The 20993-nt window shown below is 30.4% G+C and carries 22 protein-coding genes; all 22 read left to right on the top strand.

The window, feature by feature from the left end; all coding sequences use genetic code 11:
• Positions 1-13 precede the first annotated feature (13 nt).
• The 22 genes from trmFO (at position 14) to Fi14EGH31_RS08020 (ending at position 20969) form a co-directional block, all read left to right on the top strand.
• Positions 14-1315: a methylenetetrahydrofolate--tRNA-(uracil(54)-C(5))-methyltransferase (FADH(2)-oxidizing) TrmFO gene (gene trmFO / locus Fi14EGH31_RS08125; RefSeq protein ID WP_022001521.1), complete on the top strand. Its 1302-nt coding sequence runs from the start codon at positions 14-16 to the stop codon at positions 1313-1315.
• Positions 1305-2204, top strand: a complete 900-nt coding sequence (xerC, locus tag Fi14EGH31_RS08120; protein ID WP_117864330.1) for a tyrosine recombinase XerC — start codon at positions 1305-1307, stop codon at positions 2202-2204. The genes trmFO and xerC overlap by 11 nt, the downstream gene beginning before the upstream one ends.
• Positions 2205-2348: 144 nt before the next feature.
• Positions 2349-3182 carry a 30S ribosomal protein S2 gene (rpsB, locus tag Fi14EGH31_RS08115; RefSeq protein WP_022001523.1) on the top strand — a complete coding sequence of 278 codons (834 nt, stop codon included), beginning with the start codon at positions 2349-2351 and terminating at the stop codon, positions 3180-3182.
• Positions 3183-3269: 87 nt separating this feature from the next.
• The gene (tsf, locus tag Fi14EGH31_RS08110) at positions 3270-4151 is read left to right on the top strand and encodes a translation elongation factor Ts (protein ID WP_022001524.1); all 882 of its coding nucleotides are present in this window, start codon (positions 3270-3272) and stop codon (positions 4149-4151) included.
• A gap of 51 nt (positions 4152-4202) precedes the next feature.
• Positions 4203-4919 carry a UMP kinase gene (gene pyrH / locus Fi14EGH31_RS08105; RefSeq protein ID WP_022001525.1) on the top strand — a complete coding sequence of 239 codons (717 nt, stop codon included), beginning with the start codon at positions 4203-4205 and terminating at the stop codon, positions 4917-4919.
• Position 4920: 1 nt separating this feature from the next.
• Complete coding sequence (gene frr / locus Fi14EGH31_RS08100) at positions 4921-5466, top strand: ribosome recycling factor (protein ID WP_022001526.1); 546 nt, start codon at positions 4921-4923, stop codon at positions 5464-5466.
• Between the two features lie 81 nt (positions 5467-5547).
• Positions 5548-6285, top strand: coding sequence for an isoprenyl transferase (locus tag Fi14EGH31_RS08095; RefSeq protein ID WP_118473451.1), 738 nt, complete (start codon positions 5548-5550; stop codon positions 6283-6285).
• Complete coding sequence (locus Fi14EGH31_RS08090) at positions 6285-7067, top strand: phosphatidate cytidylyltransferase (RefSeq protein WP_022001528.1); 783 nt, start codon at positions 6285-6287, stop codon at positions 7065-7067. The genes Fi14EGH31_RS08095 and Fi14EGH31_RS08090 overlap by 1 nt, the downstream gene beginning before the upstream one ends.
• 3 nt (positions 7068-7070) lie before the next feature.
• Complete coding sequence (locus Fi14EGH31_RS08085; RefSeq protein WP_117825560.1) at positions 7071-8234, top strand: 1-deoxy-D-xylulose-5-phosphate reductoisomerase; 1164 nt, start codon at positions 7071-7073, stop codon at positions 8232-8234.
• Positions 8219-9298: a M50 family metallopeptidase gene (locus Fi14EGH31_RS08080; protein WP_117864326.1), complete on the top strand. Its 1080-nt coding sequence runs from the start codon at positions 8219-8221 to the stop codon at positions 9296-9298. Before Fi14EGH31_RS08085 ends, Fi14EGH31_RS08080 begins: the two co-directional genes overlap by 16 nt.
• Before the next feature lie 56 nt (positions 9299-9354).
• Entirely contained in the window at positions 9355-13671 is a 4317-nt protein-coding gene (locus Fi14EGH31_RS08075; protein ID WP_200764694.1) for a PolC-type DNA polymerase III, read from the top strand.
• Positions 13672-13770: 99 nt separating this feature from the next.
• The gene (locus Fi14EGH31_RS08070; RefSeq protein ID WP_117346887.1) at positions 13771-14238 is read left to right on the top strand and encodes a ribosome maturation factor RimP; all 468 of its coding nucleotides are present in this window, start codon (positions 13771-13773) and stop codon (positions 14236-14238) included.
• A 33-nt stretch (positions 14239-14271) separates the two neighbouring features.
• Positions 14272-15567 carry a transcription termination factor NusA gene (gene nusA / locus Fi14EGH31_RS08065; protein ID WP_117347859.1) on the top strand — a complete coding sequence of 432 codons (1296 nt, stop codon included), beginning with the start codon at positions 14272-14274 and terminating at the stop codon, positions 15565-15567.
• 11 nt (positions 15568-15578) lie between these two features.
• Positions 15579-15836, top strand: a complete 258-nt coding sequence (gene rnpM, locus Fi14EGH31_RS08060) for an RNase P modulator RnpM (RefSeq protein ID WP_022001534.1) — start codon at positions 15579-15581, stop codon at positions 15834-15836.
• Positions 15829-16131 carry a L7Ae/L30e/S12e/Gadd45 family ribosomal protein gene (locus Fi14EGH31_RS08055; RefSeq protein WP_022001535.1) on the top strand — a complete coding sequence of 101 codons (303 nt, stop codon included), beginning with the start codon at positions 15829-15831 and terminating at the stop codon, positions 16129-16131. The genes rnpM and Fi14EGH31_RS08055 overlap by 8 nt, the downstream gene beginning before the upstream one ends.
• A gap of 4 nt (positions 16132-16135) precedes the next feature.
• A complete protein-coding gene (gene infB, locus Fi14EGH31_RS08050; RefSeq protein WP_117782085.1) occupies positions 16136-17980 on the top strand; it encodes a translation initiation factor IF-2 in 1845 nt (614 codons plus the stop codon).
• A gap of 12 nt (positions 17981-17992) precedes the next feature.
• Positions 17993-18337: a 30S ribosome-binding factor RbfA gene (gene rbfA / locus Fi14EGH31_RS08045; RefSeq protein WP_022001537.1), complete on the top strand. Its 345-nt coding sequence runs from the start codon at positions 17993-17995 to the stop codon at positions 18335-18337.
• A gap of 68 nt (positions 18338-18405) precedes the next feature.
• Positions 18406-19284 carry an aldose 1-epimerase family protein gene (locus Fi14EGH31_RS08040; protein ID WP_022001538.1) on the top strand — a complete coding sequence of 293 codons (879 nt, stop codon included), beginning with the start codon at positions 18406-18408 and terminating at the stop codon, positions 19282-19284.
• Complete coding sequence (locus Fi14EGH31_RS08035) at positions 19284-19502, top strand: sporulation protein Cse60 (protein WP_022001539.1); 219 nt, start codon at positions 19284-19286, stop codon at positions 19500-19502. Before Fi14EGH31_RS08040 ends, Fi14EGH31_RS08035 begins: the two co-directional genes overlap by 1 nt.
• Positions 19503-19566: 64 nt before the next feature.
• Positions 19567-19719, top strand: a complete 153-nt coding sequence (locus tag Fi14EGH31_RS08030) for a DUF1540 domain-containing protein (protein WP_022001540.1) — start codon at positions 19567-19569, stop codon at positions 19717-19719.
• A gap of 61 nt (positions 19720-19780) precedes the next feature.
• Positions 19781-20269: a hypothetical protein gene (locus Fi14EGH31_RS08025; protein ID WP_107029449.1), complete on the top strand. Its 489-nt coding sequence runs from the start codon at positions 19781-19783 to the stop codon at positions 20267-20269.
• Positions 20253-20969, top strand: a complete 717-nt coding sequence (locus tag Fi14EGH31_RS08020) for a pseudouridine synthase (RefSeq protein ID WP_081918920.1) — start codon at positions 20253-20255, stop codon at positions 20967-20969. The genes Fi14EGH31_RS08025 and Fi14EGH31_RS08020 overlap by 17 nt, the downstream gene beginning before the upstream one ends.
• The last annotated feature ends 24 nt before the right edge of the window (positions 20970-20993 follow it).

The following is a 20993-nucleotide window of genomic DNA, read 5'->3' as shown; positions in this document are numbered from 1 at the left end:
AAAAGGAGAAAATATGGAAAGTGAAAAAATAGTCAATGTAATTGGAGCTGGTCTTGCTGGAGTTGAGGCGGCTTATCAATTAGCAAAAAATAATATTAAAGTAAAGTTATATGAAATGAGACCTATTAAAATGACACCGGCACATCATACATCATCATTTGCTGAACTTGTTTGTTCTAATTCGTTAAGAGGAGATAATTTCAATAATGCCGTAGGTGTATTAAAAAATGAAATGGAAAAACTAGATAGTGTTATTATTCGATTTGCTAGAAAAAATAGTGTTCCTGCTGGTGGAGCACTTGCAGTGGATCGTGAAAAGTTTTCTGCGGATGTTACTGAGTTTATAACAAATCATCCAAATATCGAAGTGATTCATGAAGAAGTTACAGAAATTTCCCAAGCACCAACAATTATTGCAAGTGGACCTTTAACAAGTGATGCTTTGTCTACGAAAATCAAAGAATTATTAGGAGAAGAGTATTTTTATTTTTTTGATGCTGCGGCTCCAATTGTTGAAAAAGATAGTATTGATTTTAATATTGCTTATTATAAATCAAGATATGACAAAGGAGAAAATGAATATATAAATTGTCCAATGAATGAGGAGCAATTTACTGTATTTTATGATGAATTAATGAAAGCAGAGGTTGTTAAACCAAAAGATTTTGAAGAAAAATTTTTTGAGGGATGTATGCCTTTTGAGGAAATGGCAAGAAGAGGAAAACAAACTTTATTGTTTGGACCTATGAAACCGGTTGGGTTAACAAAACCTGATGGCACAAAACCATATGCAGTCGTACAGTTAAGACAAGATAACGTACAAGCTAGTTTATATAATATTGTTGGTTTTCAAACACATCTTACATGGCCTGAACAAAGAAGAATTATTCATTTAATTCCGGGATTAGAAAATGCAACATTTGTAAGATACGGTGTCATGCATCGAAATTCGTTTATTTGTTCTCCAAAATTTTTAAATCAAGATTACAGTTTAAAAAATCATTCTGGAATTTATTTTGCTGGACAAATGACAGGAGTTGAAGGATATGTTGAATCAGCTCAAAGTGGAATCGTTGCCGGAATGAACATGGTTCGTTATTTAAATAAACAAAAACCTGTTATTTTTCCACAGGAAACAATCATGGGGGCACTTGCATATTATATTACGCATTGTGATGAAAGTAATTTCCAACCAATGAAAGCTAATTTTGGAATTCTACCAGATTTACCTGTACGCGTTAAAAAGAAACTAAGAAAAGAAGCTTATGCTAACAGAGCAATAGAAGTAATGGATCAATTTATCAATGAGTTATAATCAAGATAAAAAAGAATTTATAAAATATCTTCAATTTCAAAAACATTACTCAATCAATACAGTTGAATCTTATCAACGAAGTTTAAATGAATTTATTGATTTTTTAAAAAGTGAAAGTATTTCTCACTTTAACGATGTCAAGTATACAAATATAAGAGGATATTTAACTTATTTAAATGAAAAAAAATTGTCAAAGAATTCAATTAATAATCGAATCAGTTGTTTAAGATCATTTTATAAATATCTAGTAAAAGAAGAATTGGCTGAAAATAATCCAATGATTCTTGTTGAAAATATTAAAACCACAAAGCGTAATCCTGATTTTTTGTTTCCTGAAGAAATGGTGGATTTATTGGATGGTATTGATACACAAGATGATTTAGGAATTCGTAATAAAGCGATGCTAGAAATCATGTATGCTTCTGGGTTAAGGTGTTCTGAAGTAGTAAATTTAACCTTGGATTGTATAGATTTTCACAATCGAGTTTTATTGATTCATGGTAAAGGGAACAAAGACCGTTATGTTCCTTTCCATGAATTTGCTAGTGAATGGTTATTAAAATATATAGAAGAAGTAAGGGGAAAACTTGTAAATTCAGAAGATCATCCATATGTTTTTGTTAATAAAAGAGGAGAACAACTGACCAATAGAGGAATACAGGATATTGTAAAGCGTATTGGTAGAGAATATGATGCAACCAAGAAAATACATCCACATACTTTCAGACACTCCTTTGCCACGCATTTATTGAATGCGGGAGCAGATATAAGAACTGTACAAGAATTATTGGGCCATGAAAACCTTTCGACAACACAAATTTATACTCATGTTACAAAAGAACATTTGAAAAATGTTTATTTAAAGGCACATCCTCGAAATAAAGCATAAAAAAGGGTTGTTTTGTTTTAAATCTTATGCTATTATGTTTCAGGTATTAAAAAATACACACATTATGAATTCATTTATCTAGTGCCTAATGGTGGTAAATGTTTGAAATAATGGAGGAAAAAAACGAAAAGGAGGAAATTACACATGTCAGTAATTTCAATGAAAAAATTATTAGAAGTAGGTGTTCATTTCGGACATCAAACAAAAAGATGGAATCCTAAAATGGCTCCATACATTTTTACATCAAGAAACGGAATTTACATTATTGATTTACAAAAATCATCTAAAAAAATCGATGAAGCTTATAAAGCAATGAATGAAATTGCCGAAAAAGGTGGAAAAGTTTTATTTGTAGGAACTAAAAAACAAGCTCAAGAAGCTGTTAAAGAAGAAGCAATCCGTTCTGGAAGTTTCTATGTTAACTCACGTTGGTTAGGTGGAACTTTAACTAACTTCAAAACAATCCAAAAAAGAATTAGAAGATTAGTTGAATTAGAAAAAATGGAAAAAGATGGTACTTTCGATTTATTGCCTAAAAAAGAAGTTATCTTACTAAAAAAAGAAGCTGCTAAGTTAGAAAAGAACTTAGGTGGTATTAAAGAAATGAGAAGATTACCAAGTGCTTTATTCGTTGTAGATCCTAAAGCTGAACACAACGCTGTTGCTGAAGCAAGAATCTTAGGAATCCCTGTATTTGGTATTGTTGATACTAACTGTGATCCTGATGAAGTTGATTATGTAATCCCAGCAAATGATGATGCTATTAGAGCTGTTAAATTAATTGTTGCTGCTATGGCAGATGCAATTTGTGAAGCTAAAAGTGAACCATTAACTGTTGCTTATGTTAAAGATGAAGATGAAAAAGAAGTTACTATGAATGATGCTGTATCTTCTGTAGAAAACAACAACAGAAGAGGGCCAAGAAATAAAGCTGGTAGACCAGCTCAAAGAAGAGAATCTAGACCAACTCAAGAATAATCTCAAGGCTGGAAATCATAAATATGTTGTGATGGGAAAGCAAAGCTTTCCCTTTTTAATAAAATAAAATTCATGGAGGAAAAGAAAATGGCAATTAGTGCAAAATTAGTAAAAGAATTACGTGAAAAAACTGGTGCTGGAATGATGGATTGTAAAAAAGCATTAGAAGCATGTGATGGTGACATCGAAGCATCATTCGACTGGTTAAGAGAAAAAGGAATCGCAAAATCTGCTAAAAAAGCTGATAGAATCGCTGCTGAAGGGTTATCTGCTTTCGCTATTAACGGAAATGTAGCTGCTATGGTTGAAGTTAACTCTGAAACTGACTTCGTAGCAAAAAATGCTGAATTCGTTGCATTAGTAAATAATGTATGTGAAGCAGTTGCTGCAAATAACCCTGCTGATTTAGAAGCTGCAAAAGCAATTGAAGTTGATGGAAAAACTATTGAAACTACAATTGCAGAAGCATCTGGAAAAATTGGTGAAAAATTATCTTTAAGAAGAATTAAAACTTTCACTAAAAATGATGATGAAGTATTTGGTGCTTATTCACATATGGGTGGAAAAATGGTATCAATCGTTAAATTAGCTGACGGTGATGAAGAAAAAGCAAGAGACATTGCTATGCATGTTGCTGCTATTAATCCAAAATATATCTCACAAGATGAAATTCCACAAGTTGAAAAAGATAGAGAAGATGCAGTTCAAACAGAAATTATGGCTAATGATCCTAAATTAGCTAACAAACCTGAAAAAGTATTAGAAGGTATCAAACGTGGAAAATTAAATAAAGTATTCTCTGAATGGTGTTTATTAGATCAAGAATTCATTAAAACACCAAAAGAATCAGTTGCTAAATACTTAGGAAAAGCTAAAGTGTTAGAAATGGCTCGTTTCCAAGTTGGTGAAGGTATCGAAAAGAAAGAAGAAAACTTTGCTGAAGAAGTAGCTGCACAAATGAAACAATAATTTTTAAGGACACTACAAGTGTGTCCTTTTTTTAAAAAAGGAGAACATTTTATGAAATATAAAAGAGTTTTATTAAAATTAAGTGGTGAAGCATTAGCCGGTGATGATCATTTTGGTATAAACGCTAATACTGTAGCCGATATTGCAAGACAAATCAAAGAAGCTAAAGATTTGGGTGTTGAAATTGCCATCGTTTGTGGTGGTGGTAATATTTGGCGTGGTGTTACTGGTGCACAAATGGGTATGGAACGTTCTTCTGCTGATTATATGGGAATGTTAGCAACAGTAATGAATGGTTTAGCTGTTCAAAATGCTTTAGAGCAACTAGGAATTCAAACACGTTTACTTTCAGCAATTGAAATGAGACAAATTGCAGAACCATACATTAGAAGACGTGCTGTTAGACATTTAGAAAAAGGTAGAATCGTTATTTTTGGAGCTGGAACTGGAAGCCCATATTTTACAACTGATACAACAGCTGCATTAAGAGCTGCTGAAATCAATGCTGATGTTATTTTAATGGCTAAAAATGGGGTCGATGGTGTTTATTCTGCTGATCCTAAATTAGATGAATCTGCAGTAAAATTTGATGAGATTTCATATAGTGATGTTTTAGCAAAAGATTTAAAAGTAATGGATCAAACAGCTATTACATTATGTAAAGATAACGATATTGATTTATGTGTATTTAATATGCAAGAAGATGGTAATATTGCCAAAGCTTGTGATGGACAAAAAATAGGAACAACTATCTCTGGAGGAAAATAATATGATAAATATGATTTTAGATGATGCAAGTGATAGAATGCAAAAAGCAATCGAAGCTTACCAAAGAGATTTAGCGACAGTTAGAACTGGAAGAGCTACTCCTGCAATGTTAGACCGTGTAATGGTCAACTATTACGGATCACCAACACCAATTAATCAAATGGCTGGTGTTTCTGTTGTAGAAGGTAGACAATTAGTAATTAAACCCTATGATAAATCTGCTTTAAAAGATATCGAACATGGAATTTATGAAGCTGATTTAGGTTTAACTCCTCAAAATGATGGAGAAATTATTCGTATTACTGTGCCAGCATTAACAGAAGAAAGACGTAAGGAATATGCAAAAAATGTTTGGAAATTCGCTGAACATGCTAAAGTTGCTATAAGAAATATTCGTCGTGATGCTAATGATGAAATTAAAAAATGCGATGGTAGTGAAGATGAAATTAAAGACGGTCAAAATCGTGTTCAAAAATTAACTGATAAATTTGTCAAAGAAGTTGATGAAATTGGTAAAGTAAAAGAAAAAGATATTATGACTGTATAATTATTGAAGCGTCTTATTAGGCGCTTTTTTATTTTATGGTTTTATGTTATAATCAATCATGACTTTAAGGAGGATTATTCTATGAATGATCAAATTGAAAACTATGAATTAGACATGAATAATATACCAGCACATATTGCTTTTATTATGGATGGCAATGGACGCTGGGCTAAAAAGAGAATGATGCCAAGAACTTATGGCCATAACGAAGGGACAAAGACAATTCGTAAGATTGCTTTAGAGGCTAATAGACTTGGTGTTAAAGCAATGACAGTTTATGCTTTTTCTACAGAAAATTTTTCTCGTCCTGAAGAAGAAGTACAATTTATATTTAAATTACCCAAAAAATTTTTTGAACTTTATTTAAAAGAATTAATTGAAAATAATGTTCAAATTTGTATGATTGGGCATTTAGAAAAAGCTCCAAAGGCAACAAGAGATATTATCAATACTGCTATAGAAAGAACAAAGGGTAATACTGGACTAAAACTTTGCTTTGCTTTTATTTATGGTAGTAGAGATGAAATCGTTTGTTCAACTAAAAAAATAGCACAAGATGTAAAAGATGGGAAACTTGATATTGAGGATATTGATGAAAATTATTTTGGTTCAACATTAATGTCTGCGAATTTACCTGATGTTGATTTAATGGTAAGAACAAGTGGAGAACAAAGATTATCTAATTTTATGTTATGGCAACTTGCTTATGCAGAGTTTATTTTTACTCCTGTTTGTTGGCCGGATTTTGATAAAAAAGAATTACATAAAGCAATTTGGCTTTATCAAAATAGGGATCGTAGATATGGAGGTTTAAAATAGTGAAAGAAAGAATTATTACCGCACTGTGCTTGATTGCAATTGTAGTTCCAGCAGTCATTTTTGGGGGTATTTTTTATAAAATTGTTATAGGGGTTGCAATGGGTCTTAGTGTATATGAAATGTTACATATTTGTTCTAGACCACGTATTGGAATGTATATGTATATCATTGTTGGTTTATTTTTTGTTACAGGATTTTTATTAAACAGAAATCATTTACTTATTTCTAGCTATTCTATTTTGGTTTATTTAGCGGTTATTTTAGCATGTATGATTTTTGATGATAAATGTAATATTGAAAGAAGTGCTTATGTTTTTACGATGGGTGTTCTTGTTTGTTCTGGATTACATGCGTTACTTGTTTTGAGAGTTGACTATGGTTGGGAATATTTATTGTTATTAGCAATTGCAACTTTTGGTAGTGATACAGGAGCTTATTTTGCTGGTATGGCTTTTGGTAAACATAAGTTGATTCCAAGATTATCTCCTAAAAAGACAATTGAAGGGTCAATTGGTGGAATTGTTCTAGGAAGTGTTTTAGGATTGGTTTTTGCATATTTTGCAGGAATATTGGCACATCATTGGATTATTGTACCAGCAATTATTGTAATGACAATGACAAGTCAAATAGGAGATTTGATTTTTAGTGCCATTAAAAGATATTTTGAAGTTAAAGATTATTCAAAATTATTACCAGGACATGGCGGAATTTTAGATCGTATTGATAGTTTAACTTTTAATGTATTGATTTTTAGTTTCTTTTTAATGATTGTGGGGTTATAGATAATGAAAAATATTACGATTTTAGGTGTTACAGGTTCTATTGGTCAACAAACTGTTGATGTTTGCTTGCATCATCAAGATGAATTTAATGTTGTTGCAATGTCTGCGGGCAAAAATATTGTATTACTTGAAACAACAATTCAAAAAATCAATCCACAAGTTGTTTGTGTTATCGATGAAAAGGATTGTAACTATCTTCAAGAAAAATATCCACATATTCGTTTTGTTTTTGGTAGTGCTGGTTTAGATGAAATTGCAACAATTGATCAAGTTGATATTGTATTAAATGCAATTGTAGGGTTTGCAGGTTTGTTACCAACAATTCATGCTATTGAATCTAAAAAAGATATTGCTTTAGCTAATAAAGAAACACTTGTGGTTGCAGGACATATTATTACAAAATTAGTTAAAGAACATGGTGTAAAATTATTACCAGTAGATAGTGAACATTCAGCGATTTTCCAATCGCTTCAAGGAAATGAAATGAATAAAATTAAACGTATTTTATTAACAGCAAGTGGTGGAAGTTTTAGAGATAAAACAAGAGAAGAACTTGTAGGTGTTTCTGTTAAAGAAGCGTTGAATCATCCTAACTGGTCAATGGGGGCTAAAATTACGATTGATAGTGCTACTTTATTTAATAAGGGATTAGAGGTCATGGAAGCAAAATGGTTGTTTGATGTAGATTATGATCAAATTGAAGTCTTGATTCATCCAGAAAGTATTTTACATTCTGCTGTAGAATTTGAAGATACTTCTGTCATTGGGCAAATGGGAACACCTGATATGCGTTTAGCTATTCAGTATGCGTTAACTTATCCACAAAGAAAAAAATTAATTAATGGTAAATCATTAGATTTAACACAACTTGGTTCGCTTACTTTTAAAAAGCCAGATTTCAATAGATTTCATGCGCTTTCTTTAGCATATCGCGCTGGAAAAACAGGTGGAAGCTTACCATGTGTTTTAAATGGTGCAAATGAAATGGCTAATCTTTTGTTTAGAGAAGGAAAAATTGAATTTTTACAAATAGAGGAATTAGTTGAAAAAGCTATGAATGCTCATGAGTTGGTTAAAGATCCAACTATTGATCAATTATTAGATATTGATCAATGGGCGAGAGATTTTGTTTTAAAGGAGATAAATGAAACATGCAGACGATTATAAATATTCTTGTCTTTTTTGTAATACTAGGAGCTATTGTATTAATCCATGAATTAGGACATTTTCTAACTGCTAAATTATTTGGTGTTTATTGTGCTGAATTTTCTATTGGAATGGGTCCTAAACTTTTTTCTAAGAAAAAAGGAGAAACAGATTATCAAATTCGTGCACTTCCTATTGGTGGTTATGTTGCAATGGCAGGTGAAGCTGATCAAGAAGACAGCGAATTAATGAAAGATGTTCCTTATGAAAGAACTCTAAAAGGAATTAAAACATGGAAAAAATGCATTATTATGTTAGCTGGTGTTTTTATGAATTTTGTACTTGCCCTTGTTTTATTAATTGGTATTTATTCGTTTGTTGAAGTACAAACAAATACTTCTGAAATTGGAAGTGTTGTTAAAAACAATGGTGCTTATAATGCTGGAGTTCAAGCTGGAGACACCATTAATAAAATCACAATTAATGGTGAAGAACATATCATTGCGTCATTTTCAGATATTCAATCTGTCTTATCTAATGAAAATTTACAATTAGATACAGATACAGTTACAATGCAAATTTTCCTTAAAAGAGGGAATCAAAATATTGAAAAAACAGTTGAAGGAAAGTACAATAGTGAATCCAAGTCTTATGTCATTGGAATAACAGCGGCTACTAAAAAATTGACTTTTATTGAGGCTATAAGACAAGGAATTAATCAATTTATAGAATATGCATTATTGATTTTTACAACATTAGGAAAACTTATTACAGATTTAACACATACTGTTTCACAACTTTCTGGTCCAGTAGGAATTTATACAGTGACTGCACAAGTTACACAATCTGGTTCAATTAGTACATTGTTGTCATTGACTGCTTTACTATCAACAAATATTGGAATGTTTAATTTACTTCCTATTCCAGGACTAGATGGTAGTCAAGTATTATTTGCATTAGTTGAAAAAATTATTCGTCGAGAAATTCCAACAAAAATGAAATATGCTTTACAAATGGCAGGACTAATTCTTGTTTTTGGCCTAATGATTTTTGTAACTATAAATGATATTGGAAAATTTTTCTAAAAAAAGGGCGTAAGCCTTTTTTTGTGTTATAATAGGTAAGATTTTTGAGGTGTAATATGAATAAATTAATAATACTATTAAAACAATTGAATATAATCGAAGATGTTAATGTTTTATTACATGCTTCATTGAAAAAAGTTATTGTACATCATGATAACCATTATACATTTTATATATTGAGTAAGGATTTGATTCCATTTACAGAGTATCAACTCTTACTTGATCATGGCCTTGATTTTCCTTACCTGGCTGAATTTGTAATTTGTTATGATGATTTTAATTTTGAGTCAAAAGATGTTTCACTTTATTTAGGGTATATTATTGAAAAACTAAAACAAATTTCACCATTATTTTCTTCGTTGAAAATCGAAGATATTGAAATTAAACAAACTATATCGATTGGTTTGTTAAATGAAATACAATTGGAACAATTCCAACAATTAAAATCAACAATTAAAAAGTATTTTGTGGAAATTGGAATAGAGAAAGATTTTAGTTTTTATGTTAAACAAGATAATGATGAATTAAATCATTTATTACAAGAAATGGACAGCTATGAACCAATGAAAATAGATATGTCCGAAATAAAAAAATCGGAACCAGTAAAACCAACTGTAGATTATAAAAATAATTATCGAAAACCAAAGGGTGATGCAACTTTTTTAAAGTTATCTGAAATTAACAGTCAAACGATGGAAAATAATTGTACGATTCAAGGGTATGTCTTTAAAACTGAATTAATCAAAACACGAGCAGGAAAACATATTCAAACATTATGGATCACTGACTATACGGATTCAATTATGGTAAAACGCTTTGAAAACAATACAACTAATACTTTAGAGGATATTAAAGTACTAGATAAAGGTAAAGTGTGGATCAAAGTAACAGGAGAAATTCGTTTAGATAATTATGCGAGAGAAACAGTTATGATGGCTCGTCAAATAGAAGTTATTAAAGAACCAGCAAGAAGGCAAGACACTGTGGAAGTTAAAAGAGTTGAACTTCATACACATTCTAAGATGTCAGCAATGGATGGAATAGGCAATGTTTCGGATTATATTAATCAAGTGGCCAAATGGGGACACAAAGCAATTGCAGTTACTGATCATGGAAACGTTCAATCATTTCCTGAAGCTCAAGCAGCTAGTTTAAAAGCGGGCATTAAGATGATCTATGGTGTTGAATTAAATATGATAGAACCTTATTTTAATATTGTTTTTAATGAAAAAGATATGTCTATTGAAGATGCCACATATGTATCATTTGACTTGGAAACAACTGGTTTTTCTGTTATCCATGATGGGATTACAGAATTTGGTGCAGTTAAAATTAAAAATGGTGAAGTGATTGATCGCTTACAAAGTTTTGTAAATCCTGGTAAAAAGATTGGAACACGTGTTTCTCAACTTACAAATATTACAAATGAAATGGTTGCTGATGCACCAACAATTAAAGAGTTTTTACCACAAATATTAGAATTCTTTGGTGATGCTATTTTAGTGGCTCACAATGCTAAATTTGACATTGGTTTTTTAAATGAAAGTTTAAAGAGGTTAAATCAAAAACCTATAACTAATCCGGTTATTGATTCTTTGGCATTAGCAAGAGCTATTATGAAACCAATGAAATCTTATCGTTTAGGAAATGTATGTCGTGTTTATCGTGTAAATTATGACGATGATGTAGCACATAGAGCTGATTATGATGCTGAAGTTTTAGGTGCTGTATTTACAACGATGTTACATTCTATTATGCAAAGTGGAAATTATAATTTACTTGATTTAAATAAATTACAAAAAGACGATGCTTATAAAATCGTTTTCCCATATCATATGACAGCACTTGCTTTAAACAAAGAAGGTTTAAAAAATATGTTTAAAATTGTTTCTGAAGCAAATACAACTTATTTCCATGATGGTTCTCGTATTCCAAAAGAAAGATTGGAATATTATCGTAAAGGATTGCTATATGGGACTAGCTGTTATCGTTCAGATGTTTTTGAAGCAGCTTTGAATTCTTCGGATGAAAAGTTGGAACAATTGTTAGAATTTTATGATTATGTGGAAATACAACCTTTTCAAGATTACTATCATTTAATTGATCGTGGACAAATTGAATCTGAAGAAAATTTAATTATTTCAATAAAACGTCTTATTACAGCAGCAAAAAAATTAAATAAACTTATTGTAGCTACTGGAGATGTCCATTTTTTAGATGAAAAGGATAAAATTTATCGAGATGTTTTTATATCACAACCCAAAATTGGGATTGGACATCGTGCTCATCCTTTATGTGACCGAAAAAATCCACGTGCATTTACACCATCTCAATATTTAAGAACAACAGATGAAATGTTAAAATGTTATGATTATCTACCAGCGGATGAAGTATATGAATATGTTGTAACAAATACAAACAAAATCGCAGATATGGTTGAAGAAATTCGACCAATTCATGATAAATTATTTACACCAACAATTGATAATGCAGATGAAAATTTAACAAAGATTTGTTATGATACAGCACATCGACTTTATGGTGAAAAACTACCTGAAATTGTGGAAAAAAGATTAGAAAAAGAATTAAGTAATATCATTAAACATGGGTTTGGGGTTATTTATTATATTTCCCACTTACTAGTAAAAAAATCAAATGATGATGGTTATCTAGTAGGTTCCAGAGGTTCGGTAGGATCTTCATTCGTTGCAACAATGTCAGGAATTACAGAAGTAAATCCGTTACCACCACATTATCTATGTCTTCATTGTAGTCATAGTGAATTTTTAGAAGAAGGTGTTGCTGCTGATGGTTATGATTTACCTGATAAGATTTGCCCTGTATGTGGTAAACCAATGAAAGGTGAAGGACATAATATCCCGTTCGAAACTTTCTTAGGTTTCAATGCGGATAAAGTACCCGATATCGACTTAAATTTCTCGGGAGCGTATCAAGCAAATGCTCATGCATTTACTAAAACTATTTTTGGAGAAGATCATGTCTTTAGAGCGGGAACAATTTCTACAGTTGCTGAAAAAACAGCTTATGGTTATGCAAAAGGATATGCTGAAACATTAGGAATTGATAATGAAGTACGTAGTGCTGAACTTGAAAGAATTGCTCGAGGGTGTGGTGGCGTTAAACGTACGACTGGCCAACATCCAGGGGGAATTATTGTTATTCCTAGAGATTATGATGTTTTTGATTTCACGCCTTACCAATATCCAGCAGATGATTTATCTGCTGAATGGCGTACGACTCACTTTGATTTCCATGCTATTCATGATAACGTTTTGAAATTCGATATTTTAGGACACGTTGATCCAACCGTTATTCGTATGTTACAAGATTTAACAGGTGTTGATCCTAAAACAATTCCAACAAACGATACAAAAGTTATGTCACTTTTTACAACGAGTGATGCTTTAGGTGTTGATTTATCCTATATCAATTGCAAGAGTGGTGCTTTAGGATTACCTGAATTTGGTACAACCTTTGTACGTAGTATGTTAGATCAGACAAAACCACAAACTTTTAATGATTTAGTAATCATTTCGGGGCTTTCACATGGAACAGATGTTTATTTAGGTAATGCAGAGACGTTGATTAAAAATGGAACATGTACCTTAAAAGAAGTTATTGGATGTCGTGATGATATTATGGTTTATTTGATTGAAAAAGGCCTTCCTAATAAAGATGCTTTTGACATCATGGAATGTGTTCGTAAAGGAAAATCACCTGCAGTTTTCCCAGAAAAGAAATACGAGGAATTAATGAAAGAATACAATGTTCCTCAATGGTATATTGATTCATGTAAGAAAATTAAATACATGTTCCCTAAAGCCCATGCGGTAGCCTATGTTTTATCAGCTATTCGTGTAGCTTGGTGGAAATTATATTATCCAAGAGAATATTATGCAGTATATTTTTCCACAAGATGTGATTTTTTTGATATTGAAACATTAGTTGCTGGTAAAGATGCTATTCTTTCAAGAAGAAAAGAAATTGAAATGTTAAGGGAAAACAGACAATCTTCAAATAAGGATGAAGGATTGTGGGATGTGTTTGAAATTGCGTTAGAAATGATTGATCGAGGATTCCATTTTAGTCCTTTAAACTTAGAAAAGTCTGATGCCAATAAATTCATTTTAGATCCAGATGATCCAAGTGGCTTACTTCCACCGTTTAGTTCAGTTGATTCATTAGGTGAATCGGTAGCTAATACTGTTATTGAGGCACGTAAACATGGTTCTTTCTTATCTAAAGAAGACGTGATTAAAAGGACTAAATTGAACAATTCGCATATTAAACAACTAACAAAAATGGGTGTTTTTGATGGTATGCAAGAAGAAAATCAATTATCACTTTTCTAGTGACTTGATTATAAATGAAAAATGTGCTATATTACTTATAGTTTCATAAAGAGAAACGAGTGGGGGAACCCACTCTTTATTATTGAATGGGGTGAAAAAATGGAGTTATTGGAAAGTATTAAAGAAATGGTCTTACCTTTGATCGAACAAAATGATTGTTATTTAGATGATATTGAATATGTAAAAGATAATAATGAAATGTATTTACGTATTTATATCGAAAAAAATGAAGGGTATCTAGATATGGATACATGTGTTGCGGTAAGTGAGTTAATTAGTGATAAACTTGACGAAACTGATCCAATTAAAGATGAATACATTTTAGAAGTCTCTTCACCTGGAATTGAAAAACCATTAAAAACTTTTGAACAAGTTCAAAAATCTGTTGGTGAATATGTTTATGCAAAATTTAAAAATCCTAAAGCCGGATTATATGAAGTTGAAGGATATTTAAAATCTGTTGATAATCAAGAATTAGAATTTGAATATCTTGTAAAAAATATAAAGAAAAAAATTATTGTCAATTATGATAACATTCAATTTATACGATTAGCTGTAAAATTTTAGGAGGAAATAAAAGTGGCTAGTAACAGAAAATTTATGAGCGCCTTAAATGCTTTATGTGAAGAAAAAGGTATTGAAAAAGACGTGTTTTTAGAAATGTTAAAGGAATCAATTGCAAAAGCTTATAAAAAAAATTATATGGTTCCAGAAGCAAATGTACGTGTAGAAATTAATGAAAAAACTGGAAAAATTAGATTATTTGAAATTAGAACAGTTGTTGATGATTTAGAAGATGAAGATTTAGAAGTATCTTTAGATGAAGCACATGATATCAACCCAAATTATCAAGTGGGTGATATTGTAGAAACTGAAGCAGATGTAGATCATATTGGTCGTTTAGCAGCAATTCAAACAAAACAACTTTTCAGACAAAAAATACGCGAAACTGAAAAAGAAACATTATATAATGAATTTGCTGATAAAAAAGATGATATCATTACAGGTATTGTTGATCGTGTTGAACCTAAATTTGCTATTATCAATATTGGAAAAACTGGAGCATTTTTAGGACTAAATCAACAAATCCCTGGAGAAACATTACATGAAGGACAACATGTCAAAGTATATGTAAGTGACGTTGATCGTGGAACTAAAGGAACACATATCGTTGTAAGCAGAACAGAACCACAATTTGTAAGAAGATTATTTGAATTAGAAGTTCCTGAAGTTTATGATGGTACAGTTGAAATTAAATCTGTTTCTCGTGAACCTGGTGAAAGAAGTAAAATTGCTGTATACACTGCAGTTGAAGGATTAGATCCTATTGGTTCTTGCGTTGGACCTAAGGGTTCAAGAGTTAAAAACGTTGTTGATGAATTACATGGTGAAATGATTGATATCGTTGAATGGTCAAGTGACCCAGTTGTTTATATTTCACATGCATTATCACCTTCAGATGTGTTAACTGTTTCTGTTGATGAAGAAAAACACAGTGCGTTAGTTATTGTACCTGATGATCAATTATCATTAGCTATTGGTAAACGTGGTCAAAATGCTCGTTTAGCAGTAAGACTTACTGGATGGAAAATTGATATTAAATCATTATCTGAAGCAACTGAATTAGGGTTAATGGAACAAATTCAACAAAAAGAAGAATTACCTGTTGATGAAACATTCCAAGATGAATTTGCTCAAGAAATGCTAGATAACCAAGAAGAAAAAGAAACTATTGTTGAAGAAAAAGAAAATATCGAAAATGAAGTTGAAGAAGTCACTTCAGAATCTGATGTAGAAGATTATGAAGATTTTGATGATTATGAAGATGATGAATACAGTAAATATGATGAAGATATCGACTATGACGAATATGACAAATATTATGATGAAGATTAGGATGAGATAGAATGAGAAAAATTCCACTTAGAAAATGTCTTGCAACAAATGAACAATTACCTAAAAAAGAGTTAATTCGTGTTGTAAGAAATAAAGAAGGTCAAGTATTTGTAGATGCTACTGGTAAAATGAATGGACGAGGTGCTTATTTAAAAAGAAGCTTAGAAGCAATCGAAATTGCTAAAAAGAAAAAAGTTTTATCTCGTTCTTTACAAGTAGAAATTCCTGATGAAATTTTTGAGGAGTTAAAAAAATATTGTGATGAATAAAAAATATTTAAATTTATTAGGGCTTGCTAATGTTGCAAAGGGAATTGTTTCAGGAGAAACTTTGATAAAAAGTATCGCTGCAAATGAAACAAAACTTGTTGTTATTGCAAATGATGCTAGTGCTAATACTAAGAAAAAAATTACTGATAAATGTCATTTTTATCATGTTGATTATTTCATTGTTGATGAAAATATTGAAACCATTTCAAAAGCAGTTGGAAAAAATAATCGCGTTGCATTAGGTATTATAAATCAAGGGTTTGCGAAAAAAATAAAAGAATTGATAGGAGGTTGATTTTATGGCAAAACAATTTAAAAAGAAAAAAGGTTCTCAAAAGAAGAAACAATTACAATCAAACTTTCCTGCAAAGAAAGAAACATCAGTAATAAAAGATGGTGTGATTTCCTATGAAGAAGGAATTACAGTTGGTGAACTAGCTGAAAAGCTAGGACAAACACCTGCTAATGTTATAAAAGTATTATTTTTATTAGGAACTATGGTAACAATCAATTCAGCATTAAATGATGAACAAGTTGAATTAATTTGTTTAGAATATGGTTGTGAATGTGAAAAACATGTTCCAGTAGATGAAGTTAATTTTGAAAATATTGAAGTTGTGGATGATGAAGCTGATTTACAACCAAGATGTCCAGTTGTAACAATTATGGGACATGTTGATCATGGAAAAACAACATTACTAGATACTATTAGAAAATCTGCAGTTGTTGATGGTGAATTTGGTGGTATTACTCAACATATTGGTGCTTATCAAGTAGAAGTAAACGGTAAAAAAGTTACATTTTTAGATACACCAGGGCATGAAGCTTTTACAGCAATGAGAGCACGTGGAGCACAAGTGACTGATATTGTTATTATCGTTGTTGCTGCTGATGACGGTGTGATGCCTCAAACAAAAGAAGCCATTGACCATGCAAAAGCTGCAGGAGTTCCTATCGTTGTTGCAATTAATAAGATTGATAAAGAAGGTGCTGATCCTGAAAGAATTAAAGCTGAAATGGCTGAAGAAGGATTATTACCTGAAGAATGGGGTGGAGATACTGTTTATTGTGAAATCTCTGCTAAAAAGAAAATTGGTATTGAAGAATTATTGGAAACATTAACTGTTGTTGCAGAATTAGCTGATTTAAAAGCTAACCCAAATAGATATGCATATGGTAGTGTTGTTGAGGGTAAACTTGATAAAGGTAGAGGAGCTGTTGCTACATTATTAGTAGAAAATGGTACTTTACGTGCAAGTGATCCAATCGTTGTTGGTGCTGCTTATGGTAGAGTAAGACAAATGTTAGACGATAAAGGACGTGTTATTAAAGAAGCATTACCAGGTACACCAGTAGAAATTACAGGTTTAAATGAAGTTCCTGTTGCCGGTGATAAATTTATGGTTTTCGAAACTGAAAAACAAGCACGTAGTGTTGGTGAAACACGTATGAAAGCTAAAATTGAAAAAGATCGTAATTCTGGAGCTGCTTTATCTCTTGATGATTTGTATTCTCAAATTAAAGAAGGTCAAATTATTGATTTAAATATTATTGTTAAAGCGGATGTACAAGGAACTGCAGAAGCTGTAAAAGCTTCATTAGAAAAAATCGATGTAGATGGTGTGCGTGTTAACGTTATTCGTTCAACTGTTGGTGCAATTTCTGAATCTGATGTTATTTTAGCAAGTGCCTCTCAAGCAATTATTTATGGTTTTAATGTAAGACCAGATGCAAAAGTTAGAAATAAGGCAGAAGAAGAAAATGTTGAAATTCGTCTTCATAATGTTATTTATAAAATGGTTGAAGAAATTGAAACTGCAATGAAAGGTATGTTAGCACCAGAATACCATGAAGTAATTACTGGTCAAGCAGAAATTAGACAAGTTATTAAAGCAAGTAAAATAGGAAATATCGCAGGATGTTATGTTACCGATGGTTCAATTAAAAGAAACTGTGGTATTCGTTTGATTCGTGATGGTATTGTTGTATACGAAGGAAAACTTGCTTCACTTAGACGTTTTAAAGATGATGTTAAAGAAGTCAATGCTGGTTTTGAATGTGGTTTAAACATTGAAAACTATAATGATATTAAAGAAGGCGATATCATTGAAGGTTATGTTATGGAAGAAGTAGAAAAGAAATAGGAGTTGAGTCTTATGTCATTAAAAACAGATAGAATAAATACTCAAATTTTAAGAGAAGTTTCTTTGATTTTACAAAATGAAGTACGTGATAGAGATTTACGTATGTGTACAATTACCGCTGTTGAAACAACAAATGATTTATCTATTTCTAAAGTGTATGTTACTTTTTTAGGAAAAAATTATAATCAAGAAAAAGGAATGGAAGCATTAGAAAGATCTAAAGGATTCATTCGTAATTTACTTGCTAAAAAATTAAAAGTAAGAAAGTGCCCTGAATTACATTTTGTTTTAGATACTTCTTTAGAATATGGAAATAAAATTGAAAGTATTATTAATTCATTACATGAAAAAGATTAGAAATAATCTTTTTCTTTTTTTTAGAATTTATTTTATGATATAATGAAAATACTGATAGGAGGATTATTATGGTAGAATTATCTAATGATTTATTAACTGTTTCTTTACATCCAAAAGGAGCAGAAATTATTTCAATTAAAGGAAAAAAAGATCAATTGAATTATATGTGGAGAAGAGATGCATCTCAATGGGCAAACAGTGCACCTATTTTATTTCCAATTGTTGGAGCATTAAAAAATGATACATGTGTGATTAATGGTAAAGAGTATCATATGACACAACATGGTTTTGCAAGACACAATGAATTTGAAACAAACCAAGTTAGTGATACTGAAGTAATATTCTCATTAAAATCTAATGATGAAATTATAAAACAATATCCTTTCTTATTTGAATTAAATGTCACATATAGACTTGTTGAAAATAAATTAACATGTCATATTAAAGTAAAAAATACGGATCATCAACCTATTTATTTCCAAGTTGGAGGACATCCTGCTTTTGCTTGTCCATTTATGGAAAACGAATCAAGCAATGATTATTATTTGGAATTTTCAGAAAACGAAACATGCAATCGAAAAATAATTGATGTTGAAAAAAGAGGTATGTCAAGAGTTGAAAAACCTTTCTTTGATAATGAAAAAAGATTTTTTGTTAGACAAGAGCTTTTTAATACAGATGCAATTGTTATTAAAAAGTTTAAATCAGAAAATATTGCGCTTAAATCATTAAATCATGATAAATCAATTGTTTTTCATATGAATGGTTTTGATCATGTTGGACTTTGGGCCGCAAAACATGTTGGTGGATTAATTGCTATTGAACCATGGGTTGGACATGCTGACTATACTGATTTTAATGGTGAATTTAAAGAAAAAGAAAGTTGTGTTGAATTACCTGTTGGTAAAAATTTTGAAGTTGAATTTGCTGTAGAAATTAACCAATAATGACAATTTTTTTAACTTTTGTAGATTATACTTTGTTTATGAAAGTTAAACTTATAGAATGTACTCATGAATTAGACTTACAAGATGAAATTAATGATTTTCTTAAACTGGGATATCATATAATACGGATGCATTATTGTGTTGCAATGTGTTTTTCATCTGAATTAGAATACTCTTTTAGTTGTTTAATTGAATATGATGATAAAGGTCCTAAATAAAAGGACTTTTATTTTTGCATAGATTTTATATTATTGGTCAAAATAATTAACGGAGGTGAAACATATGGCAAAAGATGTAAGATGTTCAGTTACGACATGTGCATATCATGATTCTAATAATAAATGTTTAGCCAATGAGATTAAAGTTTCAAAATGTAATTGTAGTTCACCATGTGATGAGCAAGAAACAGAGTGCGGAACTTTTAAATTAAAATAGGATTATTTCCTATTTTAATTTTTTTTTATTGTCTCTATGTTATAATATAAAAGGTGATTATATGAAAAATAGATTAATTATTTTTTTATCTTTATTTATTTTATTAGGTTGTTCAAGTCAAAAAAATACAACATCTTATTCAAAAAAACAATATAATGAATATGTTAGTTATTATAATCGTTTAAAGATGTCTACTTCATTTGATGAAAGCTGTGATGATTGTTCAATTCAATTAATTACTAATAAAATATCAAATAAAAAAATACGGTATGATATTATCATTAATAATCCTGTTATTGAAATGAAAAATATTAAAGCAATCGCATTTATTGATAAAAAGGATAAAAATATTCCGAGTATTGGTTTATTAGAAAAGGATACTTTTTCATTAAAGCCTAATTATATTGATAAGAAGAATGGTTATTATAAAGGCATCAATTTATCAGGAACAACATCAAAAAATAAATTTGATGTTAAGCTCTATTTAACATATAACACAGAGGATAAACAAATAGAAAGGTATATTATTTTACATGGTAATGCGACTTGATAAATTATTAGCTCATTATGGTATTGGAACTAGAAAAGAAGTAAAAAATTATATTAGAAAAGGTTTTGTTACTGTTAATGGAAGTATTATAAAAAAGGATGATTTTAAAGTAGATTATGAAACAGATAAAATTATCTTTGATGGTGAGCTTATTACATATAAACCATATGTCTATATTATGCTTAATAAACCTGCTGGTTATGTTTCTGCTACAAAAGATAATGTTCATCCTACAGTTGTTGATTTGATTTATGGGTATGAACAGTATGATTTATTTCCAGTAGGAAGGTTAGATTTGGATACGGAGGGTTTATTATTACTAACAAATGATGGAGATTTTGCACATAAGTTATTAGCACCTAGTCGACATCATTCTAAATTGTACTATGCATGTGTCGAAGGAATAATGGATGAAAATGATATTTTAAAGTTTAAAGAAGGAATTACTATTGATCATTATAGATGTCAAAGTTCAAATTTATCCATTATAAAAACTGAAGATAATACATCTGAAGTATTAATTGAAATTTTTGAAGGAAAGTTTCATCAAGTGAAAAAAATGGTAGAAAGTGTCGGTAAAAAAGTAACTTATTTAAAAAGGTTACAGATGAAGAATTTAAAATTAGATACTTCTTTACAAATTGGAAAATTTAGAGAATTATCCGAAGATGAATTAGTCGACTTAATGAATGATTTGTGATACTATTTGTATAAAAAATAAGGA

Source organism: Faecalibacillus intestinalis (assembly GCF_015097455.1).
Lineage (GTDB): Bacteria > Bacillota_I > Bacilli_A > Erysipelotrichales > Coprobacillaceae > Faecalibacillus > Faecalibacillus intestinalis.
Note: the sequence above shows the minus strand (reverse complement) of the source record. Positions and strands in the feature narration are given on the sequence as shown.

What these genes read in the sequence shown, in the direction of transcription:
- trmFO (WP_022001521.1), top strand. Translation starts at nt 14, where the DNA reads ATGGAAAGTGAAAAAATAGTCAATGTAATTGGAGCTGGTCTTGCTGGA.
- xerC (WP_117864330.1), top strand. Translation starts at nt 1,305, where the DNA reads ATGAGTTATAATCAAGATAAAAAAGAATTTATAAAATATCTTCAATTT.
- rpsB (WP_022001523.1), top strand. Translation starts at nt 2,349, where the DNA reads ATGTCAGTAATTTCAATGAAAAAATTATTAGAAGTAGGTGTTCATTTC.
- tsf (WP_022001524.1), top strand. Translation starts at nt 3,270, where the DNA reads ATGGCAATTAGTGCAAAATTAGTAAAAGAATTACGTGAAAAAACTGGT.
- pyrH (WP_022001525.1), top strand. Translation starts at nt 4,203, where the DNA reads ATGAAATATAAAAGAGTTTTATTAAAATTAAGTGGTGAAGCATTAGCC.
- frr (WP_022001526.1), top strand. Translation starts at nt 4,921, where the DNA reads ATGATAAATATGATTTTAGATGATGCAAGTGATAGAATGCAAAAAGCA.
- Fi14EGH31_RS08095 (WP_118473451.1), top strand. Translation starts at nt 5,548, where the DNA reads ATGAATGATCAAATTGAAAACTATGAATTAGACATGAATAATATACCA.
- Fi14EGH31_RS08085 (WP_117825560.1), top strand. Translation starts at nt 7,071, where the DNA reads ATGAAAAATATTACGATTTTAGGTGTTACAGGTTCTATTGGTCAACAA.
- Fi14EGH31_RS08080 (WP_117864326.1), top strand. Translation starts at nt 8,219, where the DNA reads ATGCAGACGATTATAAATATTCTTGTCTTTTTTGTAATACTAGGAGCT.
- Fi14EGH31_RS08075 (WP_200764694.1), top strand. Translation starts at nt 9,355, where the DNA reads ATGAATAAATTAATAATACTATTAAAACAATTGAATATAATCGAAGAT.
- Fi14EGH31_RS08070 (WP_117346887.1), top strand. Translation starts at nt 13,771, where the DNA reads ATGGAGTTATTGGAAAGTATTAAAGAAATGGTCTTACCTTTGATCGAA.
- nusA (WP_117347859.1), top strand. Translation starts at nt 14,272, where the DNA reads ATGAGCGCCTTAAATGCTTTATGTGAAGAAAAAGGTATTGAAAAAGAC.
- rnpM (WP_022001534.1), top strand. Translation starts at nt 15,579, where the DNA reads ATGAGAAAAATTCCACTTAGAAAATGTCTTGCAACAAATGAACAATTA.
- Fi14EGH31_RS08055 (WP_022001535.1), top strand. Translation starts at nt 15,829, where the DNA reads ATGAATAAAAAATATTTAAATTTATTAGGGCTTGCTAATGTTGCAAAG.
- infB (WP_117782085.1), top strand. Translation starts at nt 16,136, where the DNA reads ATGGCAAAACAATTTAAAAAGAAAAAAGGTTCTCAAAAGAAGAAACAA.
- rbfA (WP_022001537.1), top strand. Translation starts at nt 17,993, where the DNA reads ATGTCATTAAAAACAGATAGAATAAATACTCAAATTTTAAGAGAAGTT.
- Fi14EGH31_RS08040 (WP_022001538.1), top strand. Translation starts at nt 18,406, where the DNA reads ATGGTAGAATTATCTAATGATTTATTAACTGTTTCTTTACATCCAAAA.
- Fi14EGH31_RS08035 (WP_022001539.1), top strand. Translation starts at nt 19,284, where the DNA reads ATGACAATTTTTTTAACTTTTGTAGATTATACTTTGTTTATGAAAGTT.
- Fi14EGH31_RS08030 (WP_022001540.1), top strand. Translation starts at nt 19,567, where the DNA reads ATGGCAAAAGATGTAAGATGTTCAGTTACGACATGTGCATATCATGAT.
- Fi14EGH31_RS08025 (WP_107029449.1), top strand. Translation starts at nt 19,781, where the DNA reads ATGAAAAATAGATTAATTATTTTTTTATCTTTATTTATTTTATTAGGT.
- Fi14EGH31_RS08020 (WP_081918920.1), top strand. Translation starts at nt 20,253, where the DNA reads ATGGTAATGCGACTTGATAAATTATTAGCTCATTATGGTATTGGAACT.